The following is a 20,249-nucleotide window of genomic DNA, read 5'->3' as shown; positions in this document are numbered from 1 at the left end:
TCGACTCTGAGAGGCGTATTCAAGAGATGCTCGCGAATACGCCCTGCAATAATATCAGCGCCTTCTTGGCGCTGATGAGGCAGCAACACGACAAACTCATCACCAGCAAAGCGGAATGCCAAATCACTCTTTCGTGTTAACTCATTCAGATGATGTGCAACATGCTTGAGATAACTATCACCACAGTCATGACCGCAGGTATCGTTGACTATCTTGAAATCATCACAATCGATAAACATGACCGCCAAATCTTCTTTCTGGCGCGCATGACGACTTAACTCTTGATCAAGCGTTTCCTCTAACTCTCTACGATTACGTAATAAAGTAAGCGGATCTCGCGTTGCCAAAAAGCTAATCCTTTCTCTTGCCCATACACCCGCTAGCGAGAAAGAGACTTTTACAGACAACTGCTTCAGAAAGAAGCTATCTTTGCTCGGGCTATAGCGCTCGGCGGAGTTTGAACCCAGCATCAAAGCCCCTACAACCTTGCTATCAATCACAATAGGCAATACAGCCAGCGAACGAACACCGTGAGGCTCGGCATTGCGTTTCACTTCAATAGGCATGAGCGAGTGATAGCGCTTGATGTCACGACTAACCAAAATTGGCTCTCGGACACTCTGAGTCGCTCCTAGAAAATCCACCATACTCACTGTGCGCAGAATGACAGGCGCTTCTTTATCAGCTTTACGCTCAGCTTCGCGCAAAGTATCAATCAGATGAGCGTTAGAAGGCGTTTCCGTCAAAACCGTCCACACATGCTCGATTTCGAACTTTTCCTGCACCAGCGACACCAGCGCCATAAAGAAGTCCGAACAACGAGTAATGTTCATAATCGCAACTTCTATATCGAAGAGGTTACGAGCGATTATTTCGTTACGCCTCGCGGTCGCAACGAGGTCATCAACTGAGGGCATCCAAGAATCTCCGGCTTGGGATAGGTATAACTAAGACATCTGTATATTGTAGTTTAAATCGCTTCCTCTGTAGAAGCATAACGCAATTTTATCGCGGCAATTGGACTCAGATCATCACCAGACAGTGAATTCACCCGCCACCCGCATTAATTAACACATAAAAATCCGTTTTTATTAAATAAGATGGAATTAGGCTTGACGGGAAGCACATCGATGGATAGTATACGCGCACATTGATTGAGGCAACAAACCTTGATCAAGACGAGATTGATGCGGGGTGGAGCAGCCTGGTAGCTCGTCGGGCTCATAACCCGAAGGTCGTCGGTTCAAATCCGGCCCCCGCTACCACATTAAAAAGACTAGTTAGTTATCTAACTGGTCTTTTTTTTCGCTTGTAGAAAGTAGCATCCATAACTAAATCATTTTCTTTAACAGAAGTTCAATCGAGTCTGACCCCGTTGATTCAATAGAGCCACGTCTATCACTCCTTTTTCTCCTGCCTTTGTTGAAGCAGGGATAGGTTTATACGTGGGTCAAAATTCGATGCAAATATTTGGGTTTAATGGGTCAGTTTTGGGTGCAAATCAACAAAAAAGGTCTCAGATCTATTTCTTAACATATTTGCAAAAGTTGAGTATTGAGGGGTTTAACCAAGGTACATTAAAACGAGCATTTGCCTTGCGAAAGAAGTCGCCACAATGATCACCTTAACAGGGCGTCCGCTTTAACTGGTGCGGATCATTAAGCCACCAACCTAAAACAAAAGCGCTGGAAAAAGTTTAGGAATATGTCAAGATTGGAACACGCTTCGGCCGATATAGGCTTGTAGCTAATCTGATTGTGAATTTCATCTTTCCCCCCGGAGAAACCTTGTGACTGACCAGTTTATTAAATCTAAAGCCGCCGTTGCTTGGGGCCCTAACACACCCCTGAAGATCGAAGAAGTCGATGTTATGTACCCGAAAGCGGGCGAGGTCTTGGTAAAGATCGTTGCAACCGGGGTCTGTCATACTGATGCCTTCACCTTGTCAGGTGAAGACCCAGAGGGAATTTTCCCATCAATCCTTGGTCATGAAGGTGGTGGTATTGTCGAAATGGTCGGTGAAGGCGTTACAAGCGTCGAAGTCGGCGACCACGTAATCCCGCTTTACACAGCTGAGTGTGGTGAATGTAAATTTTGCATGTCGGGGAAAACAAACTTATGCCAGGCCGTACGGGAAACCCAAGGTAAAGGGTTGATGCCAGACGGCACTACTCGTTTTTATAAGAATGGTGAACCAATCTATCACTATATGGGCTGTTCCACTTTTTCTGAGTATACCGTTTTACCAGAGATTTCCTTGGCGAAAGTAAACAAAGATGCTCCCCTTGAAGAAGTCTGCCTGCTAGGTTGTGGTGTAACAACAGGAATGGGTGCTGTCTTGAACACAGCTAAAGTACAGCAAGGTGATACCGTTGCCATCTTTGGCTTGGGCGGTATTGGTTTATCCGCTATTATCGGTGCCCGTATGGCAGGCGCTAGTCGTATTATCGGCATCGATATCAACGAAAGTAAGTTTGAACTCGCCAAGCAGTTAGGTGCAAGCGATTGTATTAATCCTCAGAATTTTGACAAGCCTATTCAAGAGGTCATTGTTGAAATGACCGATGGAGGCGTGGATTATTCATTTGAGTGCATTGGTAACGTTAATGTCATGCGACAGGCACTAGAGTGCTGCCATAAAGGCTGGGGAGAATCCGTGATCATCGGCGTTGCGGGTGCAGGTCAAGAGATTTCAACAAGACCCTTTCAGTTAGTCACCGGACGAGTTTGGCGCGGAACTGCCTTTGGCGGCGTAAAAGGTCGATCTGAACTGCCAGGTATCGTTGAACAGTATTTGGCTGGAGAGTTCGGTTTACAGGAATTCATTACGCATACTATGCCGCTCGAAGAGATTAATAATGCCTTTGATCTCATGCATGAAGGCAAGAGTATTCGCAGCGTCATTCATTACTAAGACATTTTATTAGATAACAATATTAAGCGACCGCTACATGACACTAAAACAAATAAATCAAGCAAGAGTCTTTGGTGGCTGCTATCAGCAGTTCACACATACATCGGATGTTTTGGGTTGTGATATGCGGTTTTCGGTATTTATACCTTCAAAGGCATCAACTGGAAGCCCTCTCCCTGCAATGTACTGGTTATCCGGCCTCACCTGCACAGATGAAAACTTCATGCATAAAGCGGGTGTTTTTCGTCTGGCAGAAGAACTCGGACTCATTATCATCGCACCCGACACAAGCCCTCGTGGTGAAGATGTTGCCGATGACCCCGAAGGCTCTTATGACCTAGGCTTAGGGGCTGGCTTCTATCTAAATGCTACACAACCACCCTGGTCTTCCCACTATCGAATGTACGATTACATCGCAACAGAACTACCGAAACTTGTTGAACGCCACTTCCCTGCCTCCAGTGTAAAATCTATTTTCGGGCATAGTATGGGCGGGCATGGCGCTTTAACTATTGCCCTGAAGAATCAAGAAGCTTATCGGTCAGTCTCTGCCTTCAGCCCTATTAGCAATCCAATCAATTGCCCATGGGGACAAAAAGCATTTCTCGCTTACCTTGGCACGGATCAGAATACATGGAAACAATACGATAGTTGCGAGCTGTTAAAAGAACATGGATGTGCGTTACCGATATTAGTGGATCAAGGTGATGAGGATAATTTTCTGCTGGAACAACTAAAACCCGAAAATCTTGTAGAATCCGCCAAATCTGTCGGCGCGAATCTAGAACTCAGAATGCAAAAAGGCTACGACCATAGTTACTTTTTTATTCAAAGCTTCATAGAAGATCACCTAAGATTCCACTTTGCTCACTTAAGCAGAGCTGACTAAAAGCGTTTTAGTGTGTAGAGATACTTTCGCCTCTTAATTATCTAAGGGTTAATTGGCACGGGTAAGTGCCCAGTTTTCACCAAAATGACCGTCTCCTCTTCAACGAAGGGGTGATGCTGACTCATGTGAGGGCTACGTATCCAGCTTCCTTTAGGATAGATGCCATGCTCATCACAAAACTTTCCCGATAGGACAAAAATTTCCTCCCCTCCAAAATGACGGTGAGACTGAAAACGCTCATTACTCGGCCACTTCACCAGTGCGACATGCTCATGCTCAAAATCGTGCAAAGGCATAACCTGCAGCCTGCCGATTCCTGGCAGCCAAGAGGTAGAAGTAGTATCGATGCGTACCTGTTCTTTATCCTCGAGTGAAAACTGGTTCAGCTTGACCAAGATAACACAGCCTTGCTTACTAAACGGGGCATGGTTGCTTCCAGGCGGATTACGTATATAGGTTCCAGCGCCAAAGTCTCCTGTTTCATCTGAGAATACGCCCTCCAATACAAAAATCTCTTCACCCATTGGGTGAAAGTGCTCAGAGAAAGACGAGCCAGGCTCATACATTACAATGCTCGTGGTATGCCCCGATTCCTTAGCTTCTCGCTCCAAAGGTTTACGCCAAACACCGGCAGCAGGGCTTTTATCCCATTCCATTTTCGCTGTATCGAGAGCCAGCTTTTCCGAAAAATCCATATTTAACATTGTTAATACTCATACCTTGTGAGCATTAACAATACAGTGAAAAAAAAGACCTGACACCTTTTTTATTATTAACGGTAACAAACAGGTATATACGCATTGCCTTAAAGCCTGGGCCACAAAAATATTGATTAAGCCTTAACGAAAGCCCATAAAAAAATCCGACAATGTTGCCATCATCGGATTTTCTATTCAGCCTTATGCTAGTTTTTTACATGACTAAGTATTTCAGACTCTACTACTCAAATGAGTCCAGTATCACTTCAGACATACTTTTTCTTGAAGCATTGGTGATATACCGATATTTCTTAAACCATGACCAGTGATGGTGATACTCTACATCCACATCGATTGAGGCATTACCACTGTTTTCGTATTGATTTGCATTGCTCAATGCGAAGGTCATTGGGTGACCGTCAACAAACCATGGAAGTACCAATAGGTTTTGGAAAGACCAGATATTAATGGATTGCGGCATATTATTGTGAGGTGTGTTCTCACTCATAATGATGGGGTAGTAATAATCGTAGTAACCAGACGGGTGCTTCGAGACATACTTCACACGTCCATCTACAGCTAGATCAGACACACATGAATCAATGGACTCTTCCCTGTTAGAGCCACATGCACTATGCAGAGGTACAACACTGTCATCGCCGCCTGTAATCAGCGGGTGCGTAACGAGACCAAAAAGCTCATCACCCGTACCTGCAATACGCAAGTTAGGGATCGAATTAGACGTACCAGACGCGGCTAAGCCTCGAGCAATTTCAGGCTGCAATTCATACGTCATACCAATTCGCGTGCTGGGCAATGTAATATCTGCACCAATCCAATCGGAAATAGCATTAGCAATAGTAGAGCCGTAGTTGATACCATTAAACAGGTCAACACCTATGTTCGCCAGGTCAGTACCACCACCGGCACCCGCCATGGCGATGACCGCGTCAATGTTTAAGTTATTGGCATAATCACCCAACAGTGAAGCATTTTGAGGATCCATAACATAACGCATTACGATATCGCCCGTTGAGTGCAATACCAACACACAACCATCAACACAAAAGTTAGGTGTGTCTGCGAAGATTTCTTGCAACTGATTGGCAACAAGCTCACCATTATTACCTGGTCCAGTTAGGTGTTTACCTGAATCATAGTAAAGAATTCTAGCATGTGGGTCTGCCGTCTGATTGATCGATCCATCTCCATGCCGAACAATACCGTTACCGCCGTTGTATAGTTCAGACGTCCCCCAATATCGATAGCCATCTTCCTTACCGTTGTCACCTGGATCAGCGGCAATATGCGTGGGCCAATACCCTTGGATGAGTAAAATATTCTTACCCGCAATTTGACCTGCGAAGCTAGAAAGGCTAGACGCCGCCATGCATAAAGCGACGATATACTTGAGTATCTTCATGATAATTCTCCTGTCCTTTTATCTTTATTTTTAAGAGCTTAATTATGTGTTGAGTAGTGATTTAAGAGCTTGTCTGCTACAGAAAGTTGCTAGCCTTAGTGAGTACTCCCTAGTTGATTTAAGAAATCCAAACGTGATTGCGCGCTCTCGTCGATGTATGGAACGTCGTCATATTCGCTAAAAGAGAAACCGGCAACAGGATATGTAGACGCGCCGACCAGCCCTTGCTCCACGGTATATTTTGGTGCAGACGCCCCCCTGGTAAACGAAAGATCCCTGAGTTCATAAGGCCCTTCATGGCCCATATTTTTAAGTGCTGCGATGTGTGCTTTCAGTAAGAGCACACCGCTCTCTGAGTTGAGCTCTTCAACCGTATTCAGGTGCACAAGAGGTGTGCCTAAATCAGCAGCATAAAGATTTGCTTTAATGGCATGCAAGCCGGGAGCAGAGGTCGTCACCTGCATTGGAATCTTGAGGTATTCTCCTTCAACCTCGACCTCACCAAGCCCCTCTATAGACGCAACCGTCTTGGGGTACCTTATTAATGAGGTAATCGCATAGGTATTTCCATCAATCGTAAACTCGGCAACAACATCCATGTCTCCCTGATCGCTCACAGGAATATTGCTGAGGTCATCAAAATGCAAGCTGTATTGCTGGTGAGCATGATTAGAACCGTCATCTGAGCGAATAACACCTTGGTTTTTCGCGACAATCTGTCCACCAACTCGAACTAGCCCCGTGACATGCACAGAGTTACGAGCTTGTATGCCTGTCACATCTGCGACGGCGACAACAGGTTCGCCAGGGTAATAGTTAAACTTAGAGGTCTTGAGAGCAATACGAGGCCCTACCTCTTGTATCTCTCCATCAACGTCATCAAGATTGATCGGTCGACTAGACTGTACGGCCCGATTGGGTAAATACTCAACCAAGTCCTGTTGCTGATGAATCGGGCGCGAAAAAGTAGGGTATTTAATCTCCTGAGCAAAATGAGACGCTATTTGCTGGAAGCGATATTTGACCTCTCGCCCCTCAAAAGGATCATTCCTGTCTTCAATAGCTAAAGGCGCGTCATCGGGAGACATGTTCGCAGTCTCTGCCAAAGACTGAGCTTCAACACCAATGGTTATTTCCTGAATTTTCTTGGGGGTGCCAAGCTTTGACGTTTCCTGTACTGGTTCACTTTGAAGAGCGACAAAGCCAACTCCAGCGAGTACAGAGACGCCAGCAATCATCTTAGCATTACGAGATCTTATTATTTTCACTATCCATCCGCCTGGAGTATTTAATTACTTTGTGAGTCATAGAACGAATAGGAAAAATAATACGGCGAGTATGTATTTTATTAACCCGCCCATTTGGGGGGTATTAGTGATTTATGAGAACTAGGTTATACCCCATATGTCGGTATTGCTATTGGCACCCCACCCAATCCTGACTCTTCATTGCGGCTCCTTAAAGAAAGTCTATGCAGTAATGACAAATGCAAAGACCGAAGCAGTAAGCGTCAGGATCAAGTCTAAGTGGACTAAAAAATTCACCCTCAAGCTACAGTATTTGGTAATAGTTGCTGTAAGAGTGTATTGCAATCTTGTTCTGGCATAAATTTGGGAACAGGATAATTGAAATAGGCTTCGCTCATGGCATCTTTAACGATGGAAGGAAAGTCTTCTTCTTGAAGCTCAGCAATCGTTTCCGGGATATCGACCGCTTTATTAAACGCAAAAAGATACTCTACCACTCTCTTTGCTGATTGTTTTGTGTCGTCTCCTTGTTGCACGATGCCAACTTCTTGTGCAATCGTTGCCAGCTTGACTTCAATTGAAGGCGCTGAATATTGAATCACATGCGGTAATACAATTGCATTACCCAAGCCGTGGGCAACACCATACTTCGCACCCAATTGATGAGAAATAGCATGTACGTAGCCCAGTGATGCTTTCGTAAACGCTAGTCCTGCTTTGTAAGAAGCTAATGCCAGCGCACTTCGTGCCTCAATATTACTTCCATCCTTAAAAGCAATAGGCAGGTTTTTGAATATTAAACGAATAGCTGCGAGGGCTTGCTCGTCTGTGTAAGCACTACCATTTCTTCCGACATACGCTTCAATAGCATGGGTTAAGGCGTCCATTCCTGTCGCTGCCGTCAACGCAGGCGGTATCGTAATCATAAATACTGGATCAAGTGCGGTGGCTAAGCTGGCTGTACGAGGGTCAATAACGAAGCTTTTACTTTTAGTCTGATTATCAGATATGACGGATATAACCGTCACTTCTGAGCCTGTGCCAGCTGTTGTTGGGATAGCGTAAAACGGCAAAGGTTTCTTAAGTGCTTTGAAATAACCGGTAAGTTTTTCTGGTTTTTTCTTATTGGAAGCACTCAAGGCAATGACTTTAGCAAGGTCCATCGCAGAACCACCGCCGATCGCTAGCACGCTTTGGCAATTGTTTTCATTTAGCAGATTCAATGCTTCATTCGTGATACTGAACGTCGGGTCGGGTTCTACACGGTCAAAAATAGTCACACTAATATTAAGTTCGGCAAAACGATCAATAATCGGCTGCACCTGCCCTCTTCGAATTAGCCCAGCACCCGTTACAATCAGTACGCTTTTATGCTTCTGGCTCGCCATGTAATCGATCAAATCAAGTGAAGAGTTTTCTCCCTCGAATAACTTAGGTTCTTTAATCAACGGTAGGCTGGCTGTGAGTTTTAGACAAAACATCCAAACATAGTTTAATAGCTTTCCAAAAAAGTCGTTCATAGCGTTAAGTCCTTATTCGACTGCATTGCATAATGATAATAGCTTGTGAGCAAATTGATTCTATTCAGGAGGATGCTCTTCCTTAAAACGGCGCTGATTATCTTCGTTGATAAAATCAGGGAACCATTTTACTTTCGGGAAGAATAGCACTCTTACCAGGCCGATAAGCATCCACATAAAGCACACACTAAAGATGAGACCACAGGCCCAGGTAATGTACTCGAAGTTACCGGAGATATACTTCATTCCCCACCAGGAGATGATGTCTGTTAACGAGGCAATCAACCCAACCGGAAATATCCATTGATAGACCTTAAGGCGACTGAAGTGCATAGAGAAAGGTATACCGATGATAAAGAAGCTGGTTGTGAAGCCAAATAGGTGGGCATGCGTGAAAGCAATCAGCTTGCCTTCACCCATTTGCTGAAAATAGCTGGGTGCGTCACCATGCAAGTGGACTTGGTAATGCGCCTCCATCGCGCCAAACACCAAGGCTATGCCATAAAGTATGACCGCTACACCAATACCCCGCTGCGCCGCGATAGGCAGGTTGTGAAGATCAAACTCCATACCCGTTTGCTTGAATGGGAAAAACCAGTTGATTAAGAAGCAAGAAAAGAAGAAAAAGACCACAAGCGCGATAGGCGCTCCAATGTCTTCCCATGCTGTTTTTTCGGGTGGCACAATGACCAATTCCTCTTCAGCGATAGGCGCATCACTGAAGAAATCAAATTCTGCATTTTCTGCCAAAGCAGGACTCGCCCCCAAGCTCAGGAAACAAACCGTAAACAGTGCTAAGAAGGGTGCCCTGAATGAAGCCGTTAAGGTTAACAAGATGCTGAACAAACTATTAGCTATCAAGCCTTGCATGCTTAAGCCCCCTTCAAGCGAATATAAACCAAGGCACCGGCACGTTTAACTGCACTGTTTATCGCAGTCGCCAGCCCATCACCATCGCGCTTAGGTATTGAGTGAAGTGCTGAGCCCTTAAAACCTTGAAATAGCTCCGCCCCTAATTCGAAAGGAAGTTCCTGTGACTCTAAAGCTTTAACTTGGCTAATATTCAAGTGACGATCTGTCGACATCAATAAGAAGAAGGTTTCATTCTTATATATCACAGGAAAGATGAGACTGGTCCCTATCGGACGACGATTTGCGACAGGGATGTATATCGTGTTCTCGTCTTCACCGCTAAGCCTTACACCCATGGCCTCAGCCCGCTTAAGGTCTTTCTCAGTTAAGGTGGCATCAAGCGGTTTCCAAGCTTCAGCCTTAGGAAATAACGTTTGCACTTCTTTTGGAATAATACTGGATAAATCAAGCCAATTTCCCGGTTTAGAAGGCAGCGAATTCGGATTACCCGGGTTAGATTTTTTGACCGCTTCAACACCGTTAGCGATACCATCTTTATCACTGTCCAGCTCGGCGATCAGTCTTAAGGCGGCTTTGTTTTTTCCCTGATCTTCAAAGGCCTGTCCGTAAAAGTTTAAAGGTGTACCGCCACCTTCTTTGTGGCAAGCGTGACAAGATGGCGTATAGCCATAGTGCTGCTTGTATTGACGCGCAAAGGCAGGCATCGCGTAAATGTTTGCGGCATTCAATATCAAAACCAAGGCGAGCGATAGCTGTATGGCCTTTTTCAACATCGCTACTTGAAGTATGTGCATTGATAATATTCTCTCGATTATTCCACGATAGTGATTAGTATAGATTAAAAGCTAAACAAGCTTGGCACCGTGTCTCGCATCAGCTGTAATTCATCACCCTCTTTCCCTTCGTCACTCAAAGCCTCGACAAGCATTTTATACTGCACAGAATCTCTTGGCGGCATTAAGGTACTTTCCTTATCAGTATTCTGATAACGCTCCCAGTCCAGAACGTCTCGAATTTCTGCTTTATCTTTGATCTTATCAAGCACAATTTGCTCGTTATCACCTGACATAAAATCAAGGCGCTTAGCAGGGTTACCTCGATGACAAGTGAAGCAATACTGCTCAAACAACTTAAGTTCTTGATATTCGTTTATCTCTAACTTAGGCGCGCTACTCACTCGTGGCAAAGACATGTCAGATGTATCTAAACAACAATACTGAAGATCCTTAGCTAATAAAGCCTTCATAGTTGCCACCCGAGAAAAAGGCTTTGCTTCAAAGAATTCAACCGGTAAGTCAGAAACTCTTTGCAAGATGGCGTCTATCTTGTAGCTATAGTGAGCGTTGAGTGTTTTCAAATCTGAGTCAGTGAAGAAACTGGCGATACCATAGACACCATCGATATCCGATTTACTTAGCGTTTGTTTTGGCTCCCGCTTCGTTAATGGGTCCTGCCTTGGTGGCAGAGGTGGTAGCTTTTCAAACGCATTGAGATCTTCATTGTCTTTGGCGCCGTCACCAAAGCTAATATCAGGAGTAAGGGTTGCGTATAGCCACTCGGTAAAGGTGTTTGACTCACCACTTGGGTCTCGATTAGCCAAGTCGGATTGTGGCACCTTAATGCCCGTCTCGGGATAAGTATTCGCCCAGAGCTTGAGTAAGGTATTCACCTCTTTACTCATTGAATCAAACAAGCCTGGCTGATCTGCGTAACGTAGAGCGAGTGACAATAGTGCACGTCGACACTCATTGCCTTCGACTCCACAAGCATCTAGCCATACGCGCTGGCTAGCTACATGAAAATTTCCAACATCAGTGAGTTCATCAAAACGCTCAGGCGTAGCCAGCGGTTGTTCAATGTCTACCCCCCAATAAGGCTCGTTACCTCTGGCCGCCTGTATACGTTTAGCAACACTTAACTGTCCATTGGTTTCTTGCCAAGGGCGCTGCGAGAAAATAGGCCCGCCCCCTTGGTGGCAGGTCAGGCAGATCGCTCGACGAGTATAGACAATTCTTGGCACACACCCTTCACAATAATTTTGCACCAGCTGAAACTCAAACCGCCCTGCGCCTTCATTGTAGCTAAGCACCTCTATTTCATTTGCCCCTTCGACTAGCGCAACAAAAAGCTGGCCTTGGGTATTCATACCCAAACCCGCTGGGGTGTTTTCTTCCTGAAAGTCTGGCGCAATCAGTATTCGAGGTAAATGATGATCAGCTTGGCCTTTTAGCAGTGAACGGCCATCAGGAATCAGCAATGACAGCGGCGCTTCACCTTCAGGGTGCTGGCTCTGCAAGAGCTTGATCATTTCAGTAAAAGGGTAAGGCAAGCCATCATTCTGCGCGATTATATGGTCGAACAAAGAACGGGTTCCCTCAGGAGGGAGGTCTGTATCAGGTATCAGCTGACTATGCAGAGACGACTCTTCTACACCATCAAGAGATTGAGTGAGTTCAGAAATAGACGGATTATCAGCGTGATTGATAGACCAATATGTAATGCCAATAGCGAGCATACACAACAGGACTAACGCACTTATTGCTCTAGATAGATTCATTATTAACATTGCCCAGCTAAAGCAGCCCTTGTGATAACAAAGCTGCCTCAGCTCAAGCAATTAGGCCTCCCCATTCGTTTTTCATGACAAACATGAGTACCAAACGTTACATGAGTTTCAAGAATTCACGTAGGGCTAGTTTTTCTTCTGCAGGTAGATCTATACCAAACTGGTGGCCTTTGTTCTCAACAAAATCACCGCACTTCAAGAATACTGCATCATGTGGATTAGACGAAAGTACATGCGCAGCAGGCGTGCCTTTAGGGAAATGGACAATGCCATCTGGCTGACCGCTTAAGGTAATATTCAGGTCATGCTGTAACTTAGTGATCTTCTGCGGGCGACTGTTCTCTGCCAGCGGATCGTCAGACTTCATCAACTCATCGAAGGCCATTTCGAATTGTTCGATACGTCCTTTAACCGTGTAGTCAGGTGAACCGTCTTCAAGGAAAGTCACTTCACCAATCGCATTGTTATGTAGGAATGGAGCCGTTGCCCAAGCCGATAATAGAGAGAAGTTTCTCAAGTACCCTGGGCCACCTTCAATCTTCTTCTCGCCAATCTGCATACCACCGACGATTGGCGCGACAGGGTTAAGCACCTTAGGAATACTGCCCGGTGAAGGCTTATTCTTGTAGGTCTCAGATGAGAACTCTTCAAAGATGTGGCCTTCATTATGATTGTCATGAATGGCTCGACAATAGTTTGTACCAATGATATCGAAAGGCACTAACTCATCGTTTGACAGCCAATCCTGACCAAAGATACCTTTCTCGGCGAACTGCTTAGGACGTAACTTACCGGACTCATCTTTCTGCATAAATTTCGCAATAAAGGCCGGATCATTGCGCTCTGCGTCAGTGAACTCTAATTGCCAGTAATCTTCCGAACCAAATACATGACCTTCGTAGAACTTGGCCAAAGCATTCTTATCTGCACGTACGTTTTCTGGTGCCATTTTCGAGCTGTGGCAACCTGCACACTCACGAGCAAAAACTTTGCGGCCTTCTGGAACCTTATCCAAATCGATATAATCCTTACCTGCTTTGCCATCCAGGTCTTGAGATGCTAGTAGATAGGTCGGGCCGCCAGTAATCAAGAACGCAGCCAGGTCATCCATTTTTGCATCGGCATAGTTCCACGCATCACATTCGTTTGCACATTGCATAATACGCATTGGGCTTTGCTTATTGCCTTGGCCGAAATGCTGCCCAGGATGCGGAAAGTTAGGCACCCAGCATTCTTCTGTACACATACCGATATTCACATAAACACGAATCAGCGCTAGGTGTTCACCGACACTATCTTCACCGCCTTTCAGTACGTGACGAGTGCGCGCTGTTGAAACTTCACCCGTGACCGGGTCTTTCATTTCATGCTCAAAGACACGCTTGTTATGGAAGTCCATAATATTGTTTTGCGTACCCGGGTTGTGGCTCCAATCAGACGCTACAATCGACGTGTCAATTGTTCCTAAACGTCCTGCCATCACTGCTTGGTTCGCTAAATGGTCTTCAGGCACACCTTGGAAAAAAGCCATAGGCTGGCGCGTGTGTTGGTTACCAATTGTTGCACTCAGGTTTTCCCACTTAGGCTCATTTGGATCTTTAGGCGGGTTTGTCGGTTCAAACGCTACGTGACACTGTACACAGGGGTGTCCGATAGCAAAGCGTTTGTTTTCTTTGATTTCATTTTCTTCGTAGGCTGCAGTTCTTGCATCGTAAACCACTTTGCCAGACTCATCCTTGATCGGCTCCTGATAGTATTTACGATATCCGAGCACACCCGATGAATGAGGGTCTTGGCAGATATCATACCAATTAGAAGACGCATCACCTTGCTTACAATCCGGGTCGTTGATCAAGCCCCATTTGGTGAAACGATAAGGACGAGTGCGAGTATCTAACCACGGGTAGTTCATACCCTCTTTACCGGTTAGTCGTGCTTGGTGAATGATGTTCTCATCCTGATTACCAAAGGTACCTTTAAACCAAACATCACGGCCACGACGGGCTTGATCTCTCATTGCTTGAGCTTTTTCAGGGTCAACTGCTTCAACATCTTTGAACAGTGCATTGACATAACGACAACCCTCAGCATCATAGCCGGTTGGCTGAGGCTGATCACAAGGAGGCGGAGTATATTGAGCAATAGGCTCTATCGCCCATGTTACTGGGTCACCACGCTCATGCGTATCTGGCGATTTACCTTCTGGCCAGACTTTACGTGCTGCCAGAGTATTGTAATAGTTCTCGTTAAACCACTCAGCTCTTTCCAGCCAGTAAGGGGTACCTTTGTATACACCAGTGGTTAGATCGTTTTCGATTAAGTCTGGAATCCCGACACTTCGGAAAGTCGCTCGATAGGGTTCGTCAGAAACCTCAACGTTACCCGTTGGCAAGTCGTAAGGCGTTAAGGTGGGCACCTCTGGAATAGCTATGTTTTCTGGAACAGGCGGCACACTCGGCGGTGCTGGTGGTAAGGTCGCGAAGTGAAATACCGTCGCAGCACCAACAATAGAGGCTGTAATACCCCAGAACTTTTTACTCATAGCAATCATCCTTTTTTTTCATAAAGCATAGTACAGGCAAAAGCTATTTCCACTTATGAGTACTTACAACCTAGCCTGTAGTAATAGGAACGAGGGCACATTACAGGAAATTTAGACAAAAGGGAAAGAGCTATTACTCTAATATTTTGCGGTAACATAAGGAAATATCTAACAAACCTTGCAAGCTAGAAGTAGATTCCAGAAAGGCCCTTAACCTAGCTCTGCGTTGGTTTATCTATATCAGTAACGCTTAACTGATTTTTGCCATTGCGTTTACTTCTATAACACTCGTTATCGGCTGCACTCATCAGCTTCGAATAAGGTAAGTTATTATTACTTGTAAATGCTAAGCCGACACTACAGCCGATTTTTAGGTCACCAAGTTCAGCATTAACACCCATATTCTGCGTGTCAGCAATTATGTTCAACGCGATCGCTTTTGCCGTAGCGATTTGATCAACAAACAATAATATTGTGAACTCATCTCCACCAAGACGCGCACTAACGTCATCCTTGCGAGTTTGAGCCCGAATTATTTCCGCAAATTCAGTTAATGCTTGGTCTCCTTTTTGATGACCATAGCTATCATTTAGTTTTTTGAAATTATCTAGATCAATAAAAATAAGCGCTATGCTGTGAAGACTATTGGGGGTGCTGGTCATGTACTGCCTTTCAAACTCTCCCCTATTAAAAAGACCTACTAAGGGGTCATGATTAGCTCGATATTGCAGTGTATAGGTAAGCTTAAAATTTTCTATTAACGTTTCCCGTGTCTGACGACCCGTCTTTATCATGACAAGCATAAAGAAAGCTAATAACAGACTTAGGACGTAATGAGATTCGTAATCAAAATAAACAAATGCTAACGCAGGCAAGCCACACGCAGGCAACATAAACAAGTTAAATGCGGGGTTATCAACCGCATGTGTCGCTAGCGCTGCCGCGGTCAAGCCTACAACTGCAGACAGAATAATTACTTGATACTCAGCGGGAAGAACGGGAAAGAAACAGACCGCGCCAAGGCCAATCAAAGTTCCAGACAATAAATTTAGTAAGCGGTAAGAGTATTGCCAAAAAGGTATACCAAACTTGTCTCTCTTAAGCCTAAATAGAACCAATGCTAAGGCTCTAAAAATGGCTAAAGCTACGCCCATCAGAACCCAAGTGCCAAGAATCAACGAATCAACGAATCAATATAGTCGGACACAGAAAACGCAATAAGGAGTAAAACAGCTAAGCTCCCAAATGTTGCCGCCACTGCATTTGCATACAAAAGATTAACTGCATTTCTTCAACCCAGTCTTCGGATGAACCAAAGCCTCTTGCCGCCTGAACTGATGTATTCCCCAATCGTCGCCCAACTTTTCACTATAGTTTATTATATCAAACACAGTTAACTGCATTATTTAAGGCTGTACCAAAATAAGCCTGAGTGATAACTATAGTTACTCCATGGAAGTTCTGCCAATAAAGCATTACTAGCCAAGTCCCTAAACGGTAAATCACTTAGAGGCTATATTGACTATTTCTTCATTATAAAAACACTAGTGACAATACTTACGGATAGGGTGAATGTTTTCAGGGTAAGGCTGTAGGTATCTCTGCTCATTTATATAAGCTGAGCCAAACTGACTCAAATAGTGAGACAGAAGGGTTAAAGGCGTTGCCAAAGGAGTTATGCCTTCTTTGTACTTCAAAATAGAAGACTCAATGTGCTGGCGTGACACTGAGGGTACGCTTCTTTTTAAGTACCCTAGAATATGTAATAAGGCATTTGTATGCCCTCTTCGATTGGCAGGTTTAGAGAGTGTTTGCATAAAACCCTCAAAATAACGCCCTGCAAGCATTTCGATACTTAAGCTCTTGTCACCCGCTAACAACCTGCCAAGCGCTTTCGCTTGCTTTTGATTATGTGCCATCAATAAGTATTTGTAGCTCGCATGGAATTTGGTTAGTTTTAAAACACTAGGCTGATCCAAAACTTCTTTACGAAAGTTATGATACGCATAAACGCGCATCACAAAATTGTCATACAAGACGTCATCATTGAGACGACCTTCTTCTTCAATTGGCATTAGCGGATATTTTTCCCTTAAAGCACGAGCAAAAACGCCCATCCCTGGCTTCATATGAGCATGACCATTAGGCTGATAGACTTTCACCCTTTCCATGCCGCAACTAGGCGAGTTTCTCATCAGGATATAACCATCCAAACTCCCCATTTCTGGTAGTTTGTGCTCAAAACCACTCACTAACTGATCAGTCAAGTCTTTAGAATTGTCGTCGCTAAAATTTAATTGAGGCGATTCCGGGTTGCCCGTCAGCCTCATGGTAGGTCTGGGAGTTCCAAACCCAGCAGCAACTTCTGGGCAGAAGGTTTTAAATTCGAAGTGCTTACTAAGTACATTGAGGCATAAACGAGATTGGGTATGACCGCCATTATAACGCACCTCATGACCCGCCAAACAGGCACTCAAACCTACTTGAATTGACTTCTCACCTCGGCTTTTCATAGCGTCGCTAGAAGCAGCCTTGTCGGAGACAATAACATTATGCTTTTTCATACCCATCACCCTCTTACATGCCATGCATTTTTAACAGTTCTACAAGGTATACGCGACAAGCACAAAACTAGATCATAATGACATGATTTAAAGTCAAAGTATCTCATCCAAGGCTTGCTTTAACTGAGGATACTGAAATTGAAAGCCACTTTCTAGAAGCTTCTTTGGGACTACATTCTGACTTCCAAGCAATAAAATAGATGATTCACCGAGTATGGTTTTCAAGATAAATGCCGGAACAGGAAGTACTGCAATTCTCTTTAATGTACGAGCAAGCGCGATAGAAAACTCTTTATTTCTTACGGCACCAGGTGCGACTAAATTGACCGCGCCACGCGTCGTCTGATTTACTAATAAATACTCAAGCGCTCTGGTTACGTCAACATTATGAATCCAGGGCATGTACTGCTTGCCGTTTCCCAGCGGCCCTCCAAGGCACAACTTAAATGGCAAAATCATTTTTGATAGCGCGCCGCCCGAACCGTCTAAGACAATACCCGTTCTCAAGGTAGCGCAGCGAGTTCTTTTGTTTGCCATCTGCGCTAACTGCTCCCAATGAAAGCACAGTTCTGAAGCAAAGTCTGAGTGCCCAAGCCCAAAGGCCTCATCTAGCTTCGTATCGCCCTGATCACCGTATATACCGACAGCCGATCCAGATAAAAAAACATTTGGAGGGTTATCTCCCTTGTTAATGAGATCAACCAAGGCCTGAGTTATTGCCCATCGGCTTTCACATATTCTGAGTTTCTGTTGTGCTGTCCAACGACGGTCGATAATAGGCTCACCGGCTAGATTTATAACGCCGTCAAACCCATCTAGGTTTGTAAAGTTTTCCAAACTGTCAATTAAGGAAACGTGTTGAGGTAGTTTTTTCTGCGCACTTCGAAAATCTCTGGTCAAAACGGTATAGTCGTGGTGAGTATACCGTTCGATAAATCGGCGACCTATCAAGCCCGTTCCACCCGTTACTAATAATTTCATACTAATCTCCCCAACGATCCGGCAGTTCCGGTTTCAATCTCTTATTAACTCACTTACGCAATAGTTTGTAATTTGGATCCACTTCAGAGTTTTCTTTCATATTGATCCAATTTGTTTTTAACGACGTAAACCTTGTTGAATATCATTTATTCGCTGTCGCAAAACTGTTCGGCTCTGAGTCGAACCAAAGAACTTATAAAGAGGTTAACTGTGAGTCATTACAAAGCACCATTGGATAATATTAATTTCGTCTTGTTTGATGTCTTAAACTCCGGCCAACTAGCCGAAAGTCCTGCGTTCACCGAAGCCACAGAAGAAATGCAAAGAGCAGTTATAGAAGAAGCTGCTAAACTGGCCGAGGGCGTGTTACTGCCTATCAATACATCTGGTGACAGAGAAGAGTGCCAATTCGATCCAGACACTAAAACAGTGAAAACTCCAAATGGCTTCAAAGCAGCCTACGAACACTACCAACAAGGTGGATGGAGTGGTTTGTCGTCTGCGCCTGAGTTTGGCGGGCAAGGCTTACCACACTTACTAAAAAACGTTGTTGATGAAATGGTCTGTTCAACGAACCTATCGTTTGGCATGTACCCAGGTTTATCTCATGGTGCGATAGACTTACTCCAGCAGCACGGTACAGAAGCACAAAAGCAAACCTACCTACCAAAGCTTATACAAGGCATTTGGACTGGCACCATGTGCTTGACCGAGCCTCAGTGCGGAACCGACTTGGGCCTAATCACCACAAAAGCTGAAGAGAACCCTGATGGCAGCTACGCTATCAGTGGAACAAAAATCTGGATTACCGGCGGAGAGCATGATCTTGTCGACAATATCATCCATTTAGTGCTGGCTAAAATACCTGGCAGCCCAGAAGGCAGCAAAGGTATCTCATTATTTGTCGTCCCAAAAGTGCTTGAAGACGGGTCGCGCAATCCAGCATTTTGTGGAGGCCTTGAGCACAAAATGGGAATCAAAGCATCAGCGACTTGCGTAATGAACTTTGAAAATGCCAAAGGCTGGCTAGTGGGAGAAGCAAACCAAGGTCTTAAGTGCATGTTCACCATGATGAATGCTGCCCGTATCATGGTAGGTATCCAAGGTTTGGGGCTGGCAGAAACGGCTTACCAAGTATCATTGGGGTTCGCCAAGGAGCGCTTACAAAGTCGCTCCCTGTCTGGGCCTCAAAACAAGTCAGGCAAGGCAGACCCGATTATTGTTCACCCTGACGTGCGCCGCATGCTTTTAAAGCAAAAGGTTTTGATAGAAGGGTCTAGAGCAATGGCCAGCTTGGCCGGCCTTCACTATGACCTAAGTCACCACCACGCCGATTCAAATGTGCGGGAACGCTCCGATGATTTGTTTCAATTACTCACGCCCATCGTCAAATCATTTCTGACCGATGAAGGATATGCTTGCGTCGATGCGGGCCTCCAATCTATGGGTGGCTCTGGCTTCACACAGGATTGGCCTGTTGAGCAACTGCTCCGCGATGGCCGTATTGCCCGCATCTATGAAGGCACCAACGGAATTCAAGCGATGGACCTAGTCGGCCGTAAGCTAACCATGAAAGGCGGGAAACTCCCCCTAACTTACTTCAATGAGATGCGTTCGTTACTTTCTATCGTATCAAACGAGAGTCACTTGAAGCACTGTGAAGGTTTTCTATCTACCTTGCAGTCTGCACTGAGTTGGTTAGGCCAGAACGCAAGCCAAGATCCGGAACAGGCAGGCGCGGTGGCATCGACGCTACTACGAACATTTGCACTAACCACCTTAGCTGTATTATGGGCCAGAATGGCCGCTCAAACGCAGCAAGCAGAAACAGCCAAACAATACCCAGCAGCGTTCCTAGAAGGCAAGCGTAAAGCTGCTGAACACTTCTTCCGCTTATACGCACCAGAAATGGAGACATTGCTTTCAGACATAAAATCTGGAAAGAGTAGCATCATGGACTTTTCAGTCGAAGAGTTTTAGTCACCTCAAGCCACACTCCTGCATCATGCGCAATTAATTAAGTGCATGATGC

At 45.0% G+C, this 20,249-nt stretch carries 15 protein-coding genes and 1 tRNA gene; 4 read left to right on the top strand and 12 right to left on the bottom strand.

Annotation, left to right across the window (positions count from 1 at the left end):
- On the bottom strand, positions 1–917 hold a 917-nt coding region (locus tag A3735_RS11915), incomplete at its 3' end, for a sensor domain-containing diguanylate cyclase (RefSeq protein WP_068638111.1).
- A gap of 271 nt (positions 918–1,188) precedes the next feature.
- Here A3735_RS11915 and A3735_RS11910 point away from each other — a divergent pair.
- The 3 genes from A3735_RS11910 (at position 1,189) to fghA (ending at position 3,803) form a co-directional block, all read left to right on the top strand.
- A tRNA-Met gene (locus A3735_RS11910) sits at positions 1,189–1,265 on the top strand.
- Positions 1,266–1,804: 539 nt separating this feature from the next.
- Positions 1,805–2,914: an S-(hydroxymethyl)glutathione dehydrogenase/class III alcohol dehydrogenase gene (locus A3735_RS11905; protein ID WP_197475897.1), complete on the top strand. Its 1,110-nt coding sequence runs from the start codon at positions 1,805–1,807 to the stop codon at positions 2,912–2,914.
- A 37-nt stretch (positions 2,915–2,951) separates the two neighbouring features.
- Positions 2,952–3,803, top strand: coding sequence for an S-formylglutathione hydrolase (gene fghA, locus A3735_RS11900; RefSeq protein WP_068516502.1), 852 nt, complete (start codon positions 2,952–2,954; stop codon positions 3,801–3,803).
- Positions 3,804–3,844: 41 nt separating this feature from the next.
- On the opposite strand, the gene A3735_RS11895 is transcribed toward fghA, so the two are convergent.
- The 11 genes from A3735_RS11895 to A3735_RS11845 form a co-directional block, all read right to left on the bottom strand.
- Positions 3,845–4,507, bottom strand: a complete 663-nt coding sequence (locus tag A3735_RS11895) for a cupin domain-containing protein (protein ID WP_068516504.1) — start codon at positions 4,505–4,507, stop codon at positions 3,845–3,847.
- 235 nt (positions 4,508–4,742) lie between these two features.
- Positions 4,743–5,924 (bottom strand): hypothetical protein, encoded by a 1,182-nt coding sequence (locus A3735_RS11890; protein ID WP_068516507.1) that lies wholly within the window; start codon positions 5,922–5,924, stop codon positions 4,743–4,745.
- A gap of 95 nt (positions 5,925–6,019) precedes the next feature.
- The gene (locus A3735_RS11885; protein WP_156490166.1) at positions 6,020–7,192 is read right to left on the bottom strand and encodes a hypothetical protein; all 1,173 of its coding nucleotides are present in this window, start codon (positions 7,190–7,192) and stop codon (positions 6,020–6,022) included.
- A 278-nt stretch (positions 7,193–7,470) separates the two neighbouring features.
- On the bottom strand, positions 7,471–8,691 hold the full coding sequence (locus tag A3735_RS11880) for an iron-containing alcohol dehydrogenase (protein ID WP_068516511.1): 1,221 nt from the start codon (positions 8,689–8,691) through the stop codon (positions 7,471–7,473).
- A gap of 60 nt (positions 8,692–8,751) precedes the next feature.
- Positions 8,752–9,561, bottom strand: a complete 810-nt coding sequence (locus A3735_RS11875) for a hypothetical protein (RefSeq protein WP_068516514.1) — start codon at positions 9,559–9,561, stop codon at positions 8,752–8,754.
- Positions 9,562–9,563: 2 nt separating this feature from the next.
- Positions 9,564–10,358 (bottom strand): hypothetical protein, encoded by a 795-nt coding sequence (locus A3735_RS11870; RefSeq protein ID WP_068516515.1) that lies wholly within the window; start codon positions 10,356–10,358, stop codon positions 9,564–9,566.
- Positions 10,359–10,402: 44 nt separating this feature from the next.
- Complete coding sequence (locus A3735_RS11865) at positions 10,403–12,121, bottom strand: hypothetical protein (RefSeq protein WP_156490165.1); 1,719 nt, start codon at positions 12,119–12,121, stop codon at positions 10,403–10,405.
- Positions 12,122–12,227: 106 nt separating this feature from the next.
- A complete protein-coding gene (locus A3735_RS11860; RefSeq protein WP_068516520.1) occupies positions 12,228–14,672 on the bottom strand; it encodes a hypothetical protein in 2,445 nt (814 codons plus the stop codon).
- 215 nt (positions 14,673–14,887) lie between these two features.
- Positions 14,888–15,826, bottom strand: a complete 939-nt coding sequence (locus A3735_RS11855; protein ID WP_068516523.1) for a GGDEF domain-containing protein — start codon at positions 15,824–15,826, stop codon at positions 14,888–14,890.
- 390 nt (positions 15,827–16,216) lie between these two features.
- On the bottom strand, positions 16,217–17,236 hold the full coding sequence (locus A3735_RS11850; RefSeq protein ID WP_082865023.1) for a DUF523 and DUF1722 domain-containing protein: 1,020 nt from the start codon (positions 17,234–17,236) through the stop codon (positions 16,217–16,219).
- A gap of 93 nt (positions 17,237–17,329) precedes the next feature.
- Positions 17,330–18,217, bottom strand: coding sequence for a TIGR01777 family oxidoreductase (locus tag A3735_RS11845; protein WP_068638109.1), 888 nt, complete (start codon positions 18,215–18,217; stop codon positions 17,330–17,332).
- A 210-nt stretch (positions 18,218–18,427) separates the two neighbouring features.
- Here A3735_RS11845 and A3735_RS11840 point away from each other — a divergent pair, with 210 nt between their 5' ends.
- On the top strand, positions 18,428–20,197 hold the full coding sequence (locus tag A3735_RS11840) for an acyl-CoA dehydrogenase C-terminal domain-containing protein (RefSeq protein WP_068638105.1): 1,770 nt from the start codon (positions 18,428–18,430) through the stop codon (positions 20,195–20,197).
- Positions 20,198–20,249 lie beyond the last annotated feature (52 nt).

This window comes from Oleiphilus sp. HI0061 (assembly GCF_001635675.1).
The sequence above is the reverse complement of the archived record's forward strand: the minus strand, read 5'-3'. Positions and strand labels throughout refer to the sequence as shown.

Bases quoted from the DNA above. Each gene is read 5' to 3' on its own strand.
- A3735_RS11845 (WP_068638109.1), bottom strand. From the start codon at position 18,217: ATGAAATTATTAGTAACGGGTGGAACGGGCTTGATAGGTCGCCGATTT.
- A3735_RS11855 (WP_068516523.1), bottom strand. From the start codon at position 15,826: ATGGGCGTAGCTTTAGCCATTTTTAGAGCCTTAGCATTGGTTCTATTT.
- A3735_RS11875 (WP_068516514.1), bottom strand. From the start codon at position 9,561: ATGCAAGGCTTGATAGCTAATAGTTTGTTCAGCATCTTGTTAACCTTA.
- A3735_RS11890 (WP_068516507.1), bottom strand. From the start codon at position 5,924: ATGAAGATACTCAAGTATATCGTCGCTTTATGCATGGCGGCGTCTAGC.
- A3735_RS11895 (WP_068516504.1), bottom strand. From the start codon at position 4,507: ATGTTAAATATGGATTTTTCGGAAAAGCTGGCTCTCGATACAGCGAAA.
- A3735_RS11870 (WP_068516515.1), bottom strand. From the start codon at position 10,358: ATGCACATACTTCAAGTAGCGATGTTGAAAAAGGCCATACAGCTATCG.
- A3735_RS11880 (WP_068516511.1), bottom strand. From the start codon at position 8,691: ATGAACGACTTTTTTGGAAAGCTATTAAACTATGTTTGGATGTTTTGT.
- A3735_RS11850 (WP_082865023.1), bottom strand. From the start codon at position 17,236: ATGAAAAAGCATAATGTTATTGTCTCCGACAAGGCTGCTTCTAGCGAC.
- A3735_RS11865 (WP_156490165.1), bottom strand. From the start codon at position 12,121: ATGAATCTATCTAGAGCAATAAGTGCGTTAGTCCTGTTGTGTATGCTC.
- A3735_RS11860 (WP_068516520.1), bottom strand. From the start codon at position 14,672: ATGAGTAAAAAGTTCTGGGGTATTACAGCCTCTATTGTTGGTGCTGCG.
- fghA (WP_068516502.1), top strand. From the start codon at position 2,952: ATGACACTAAAACAAATAAATCAAGCAAGAGTCTTTGGTGGCTGCTAT.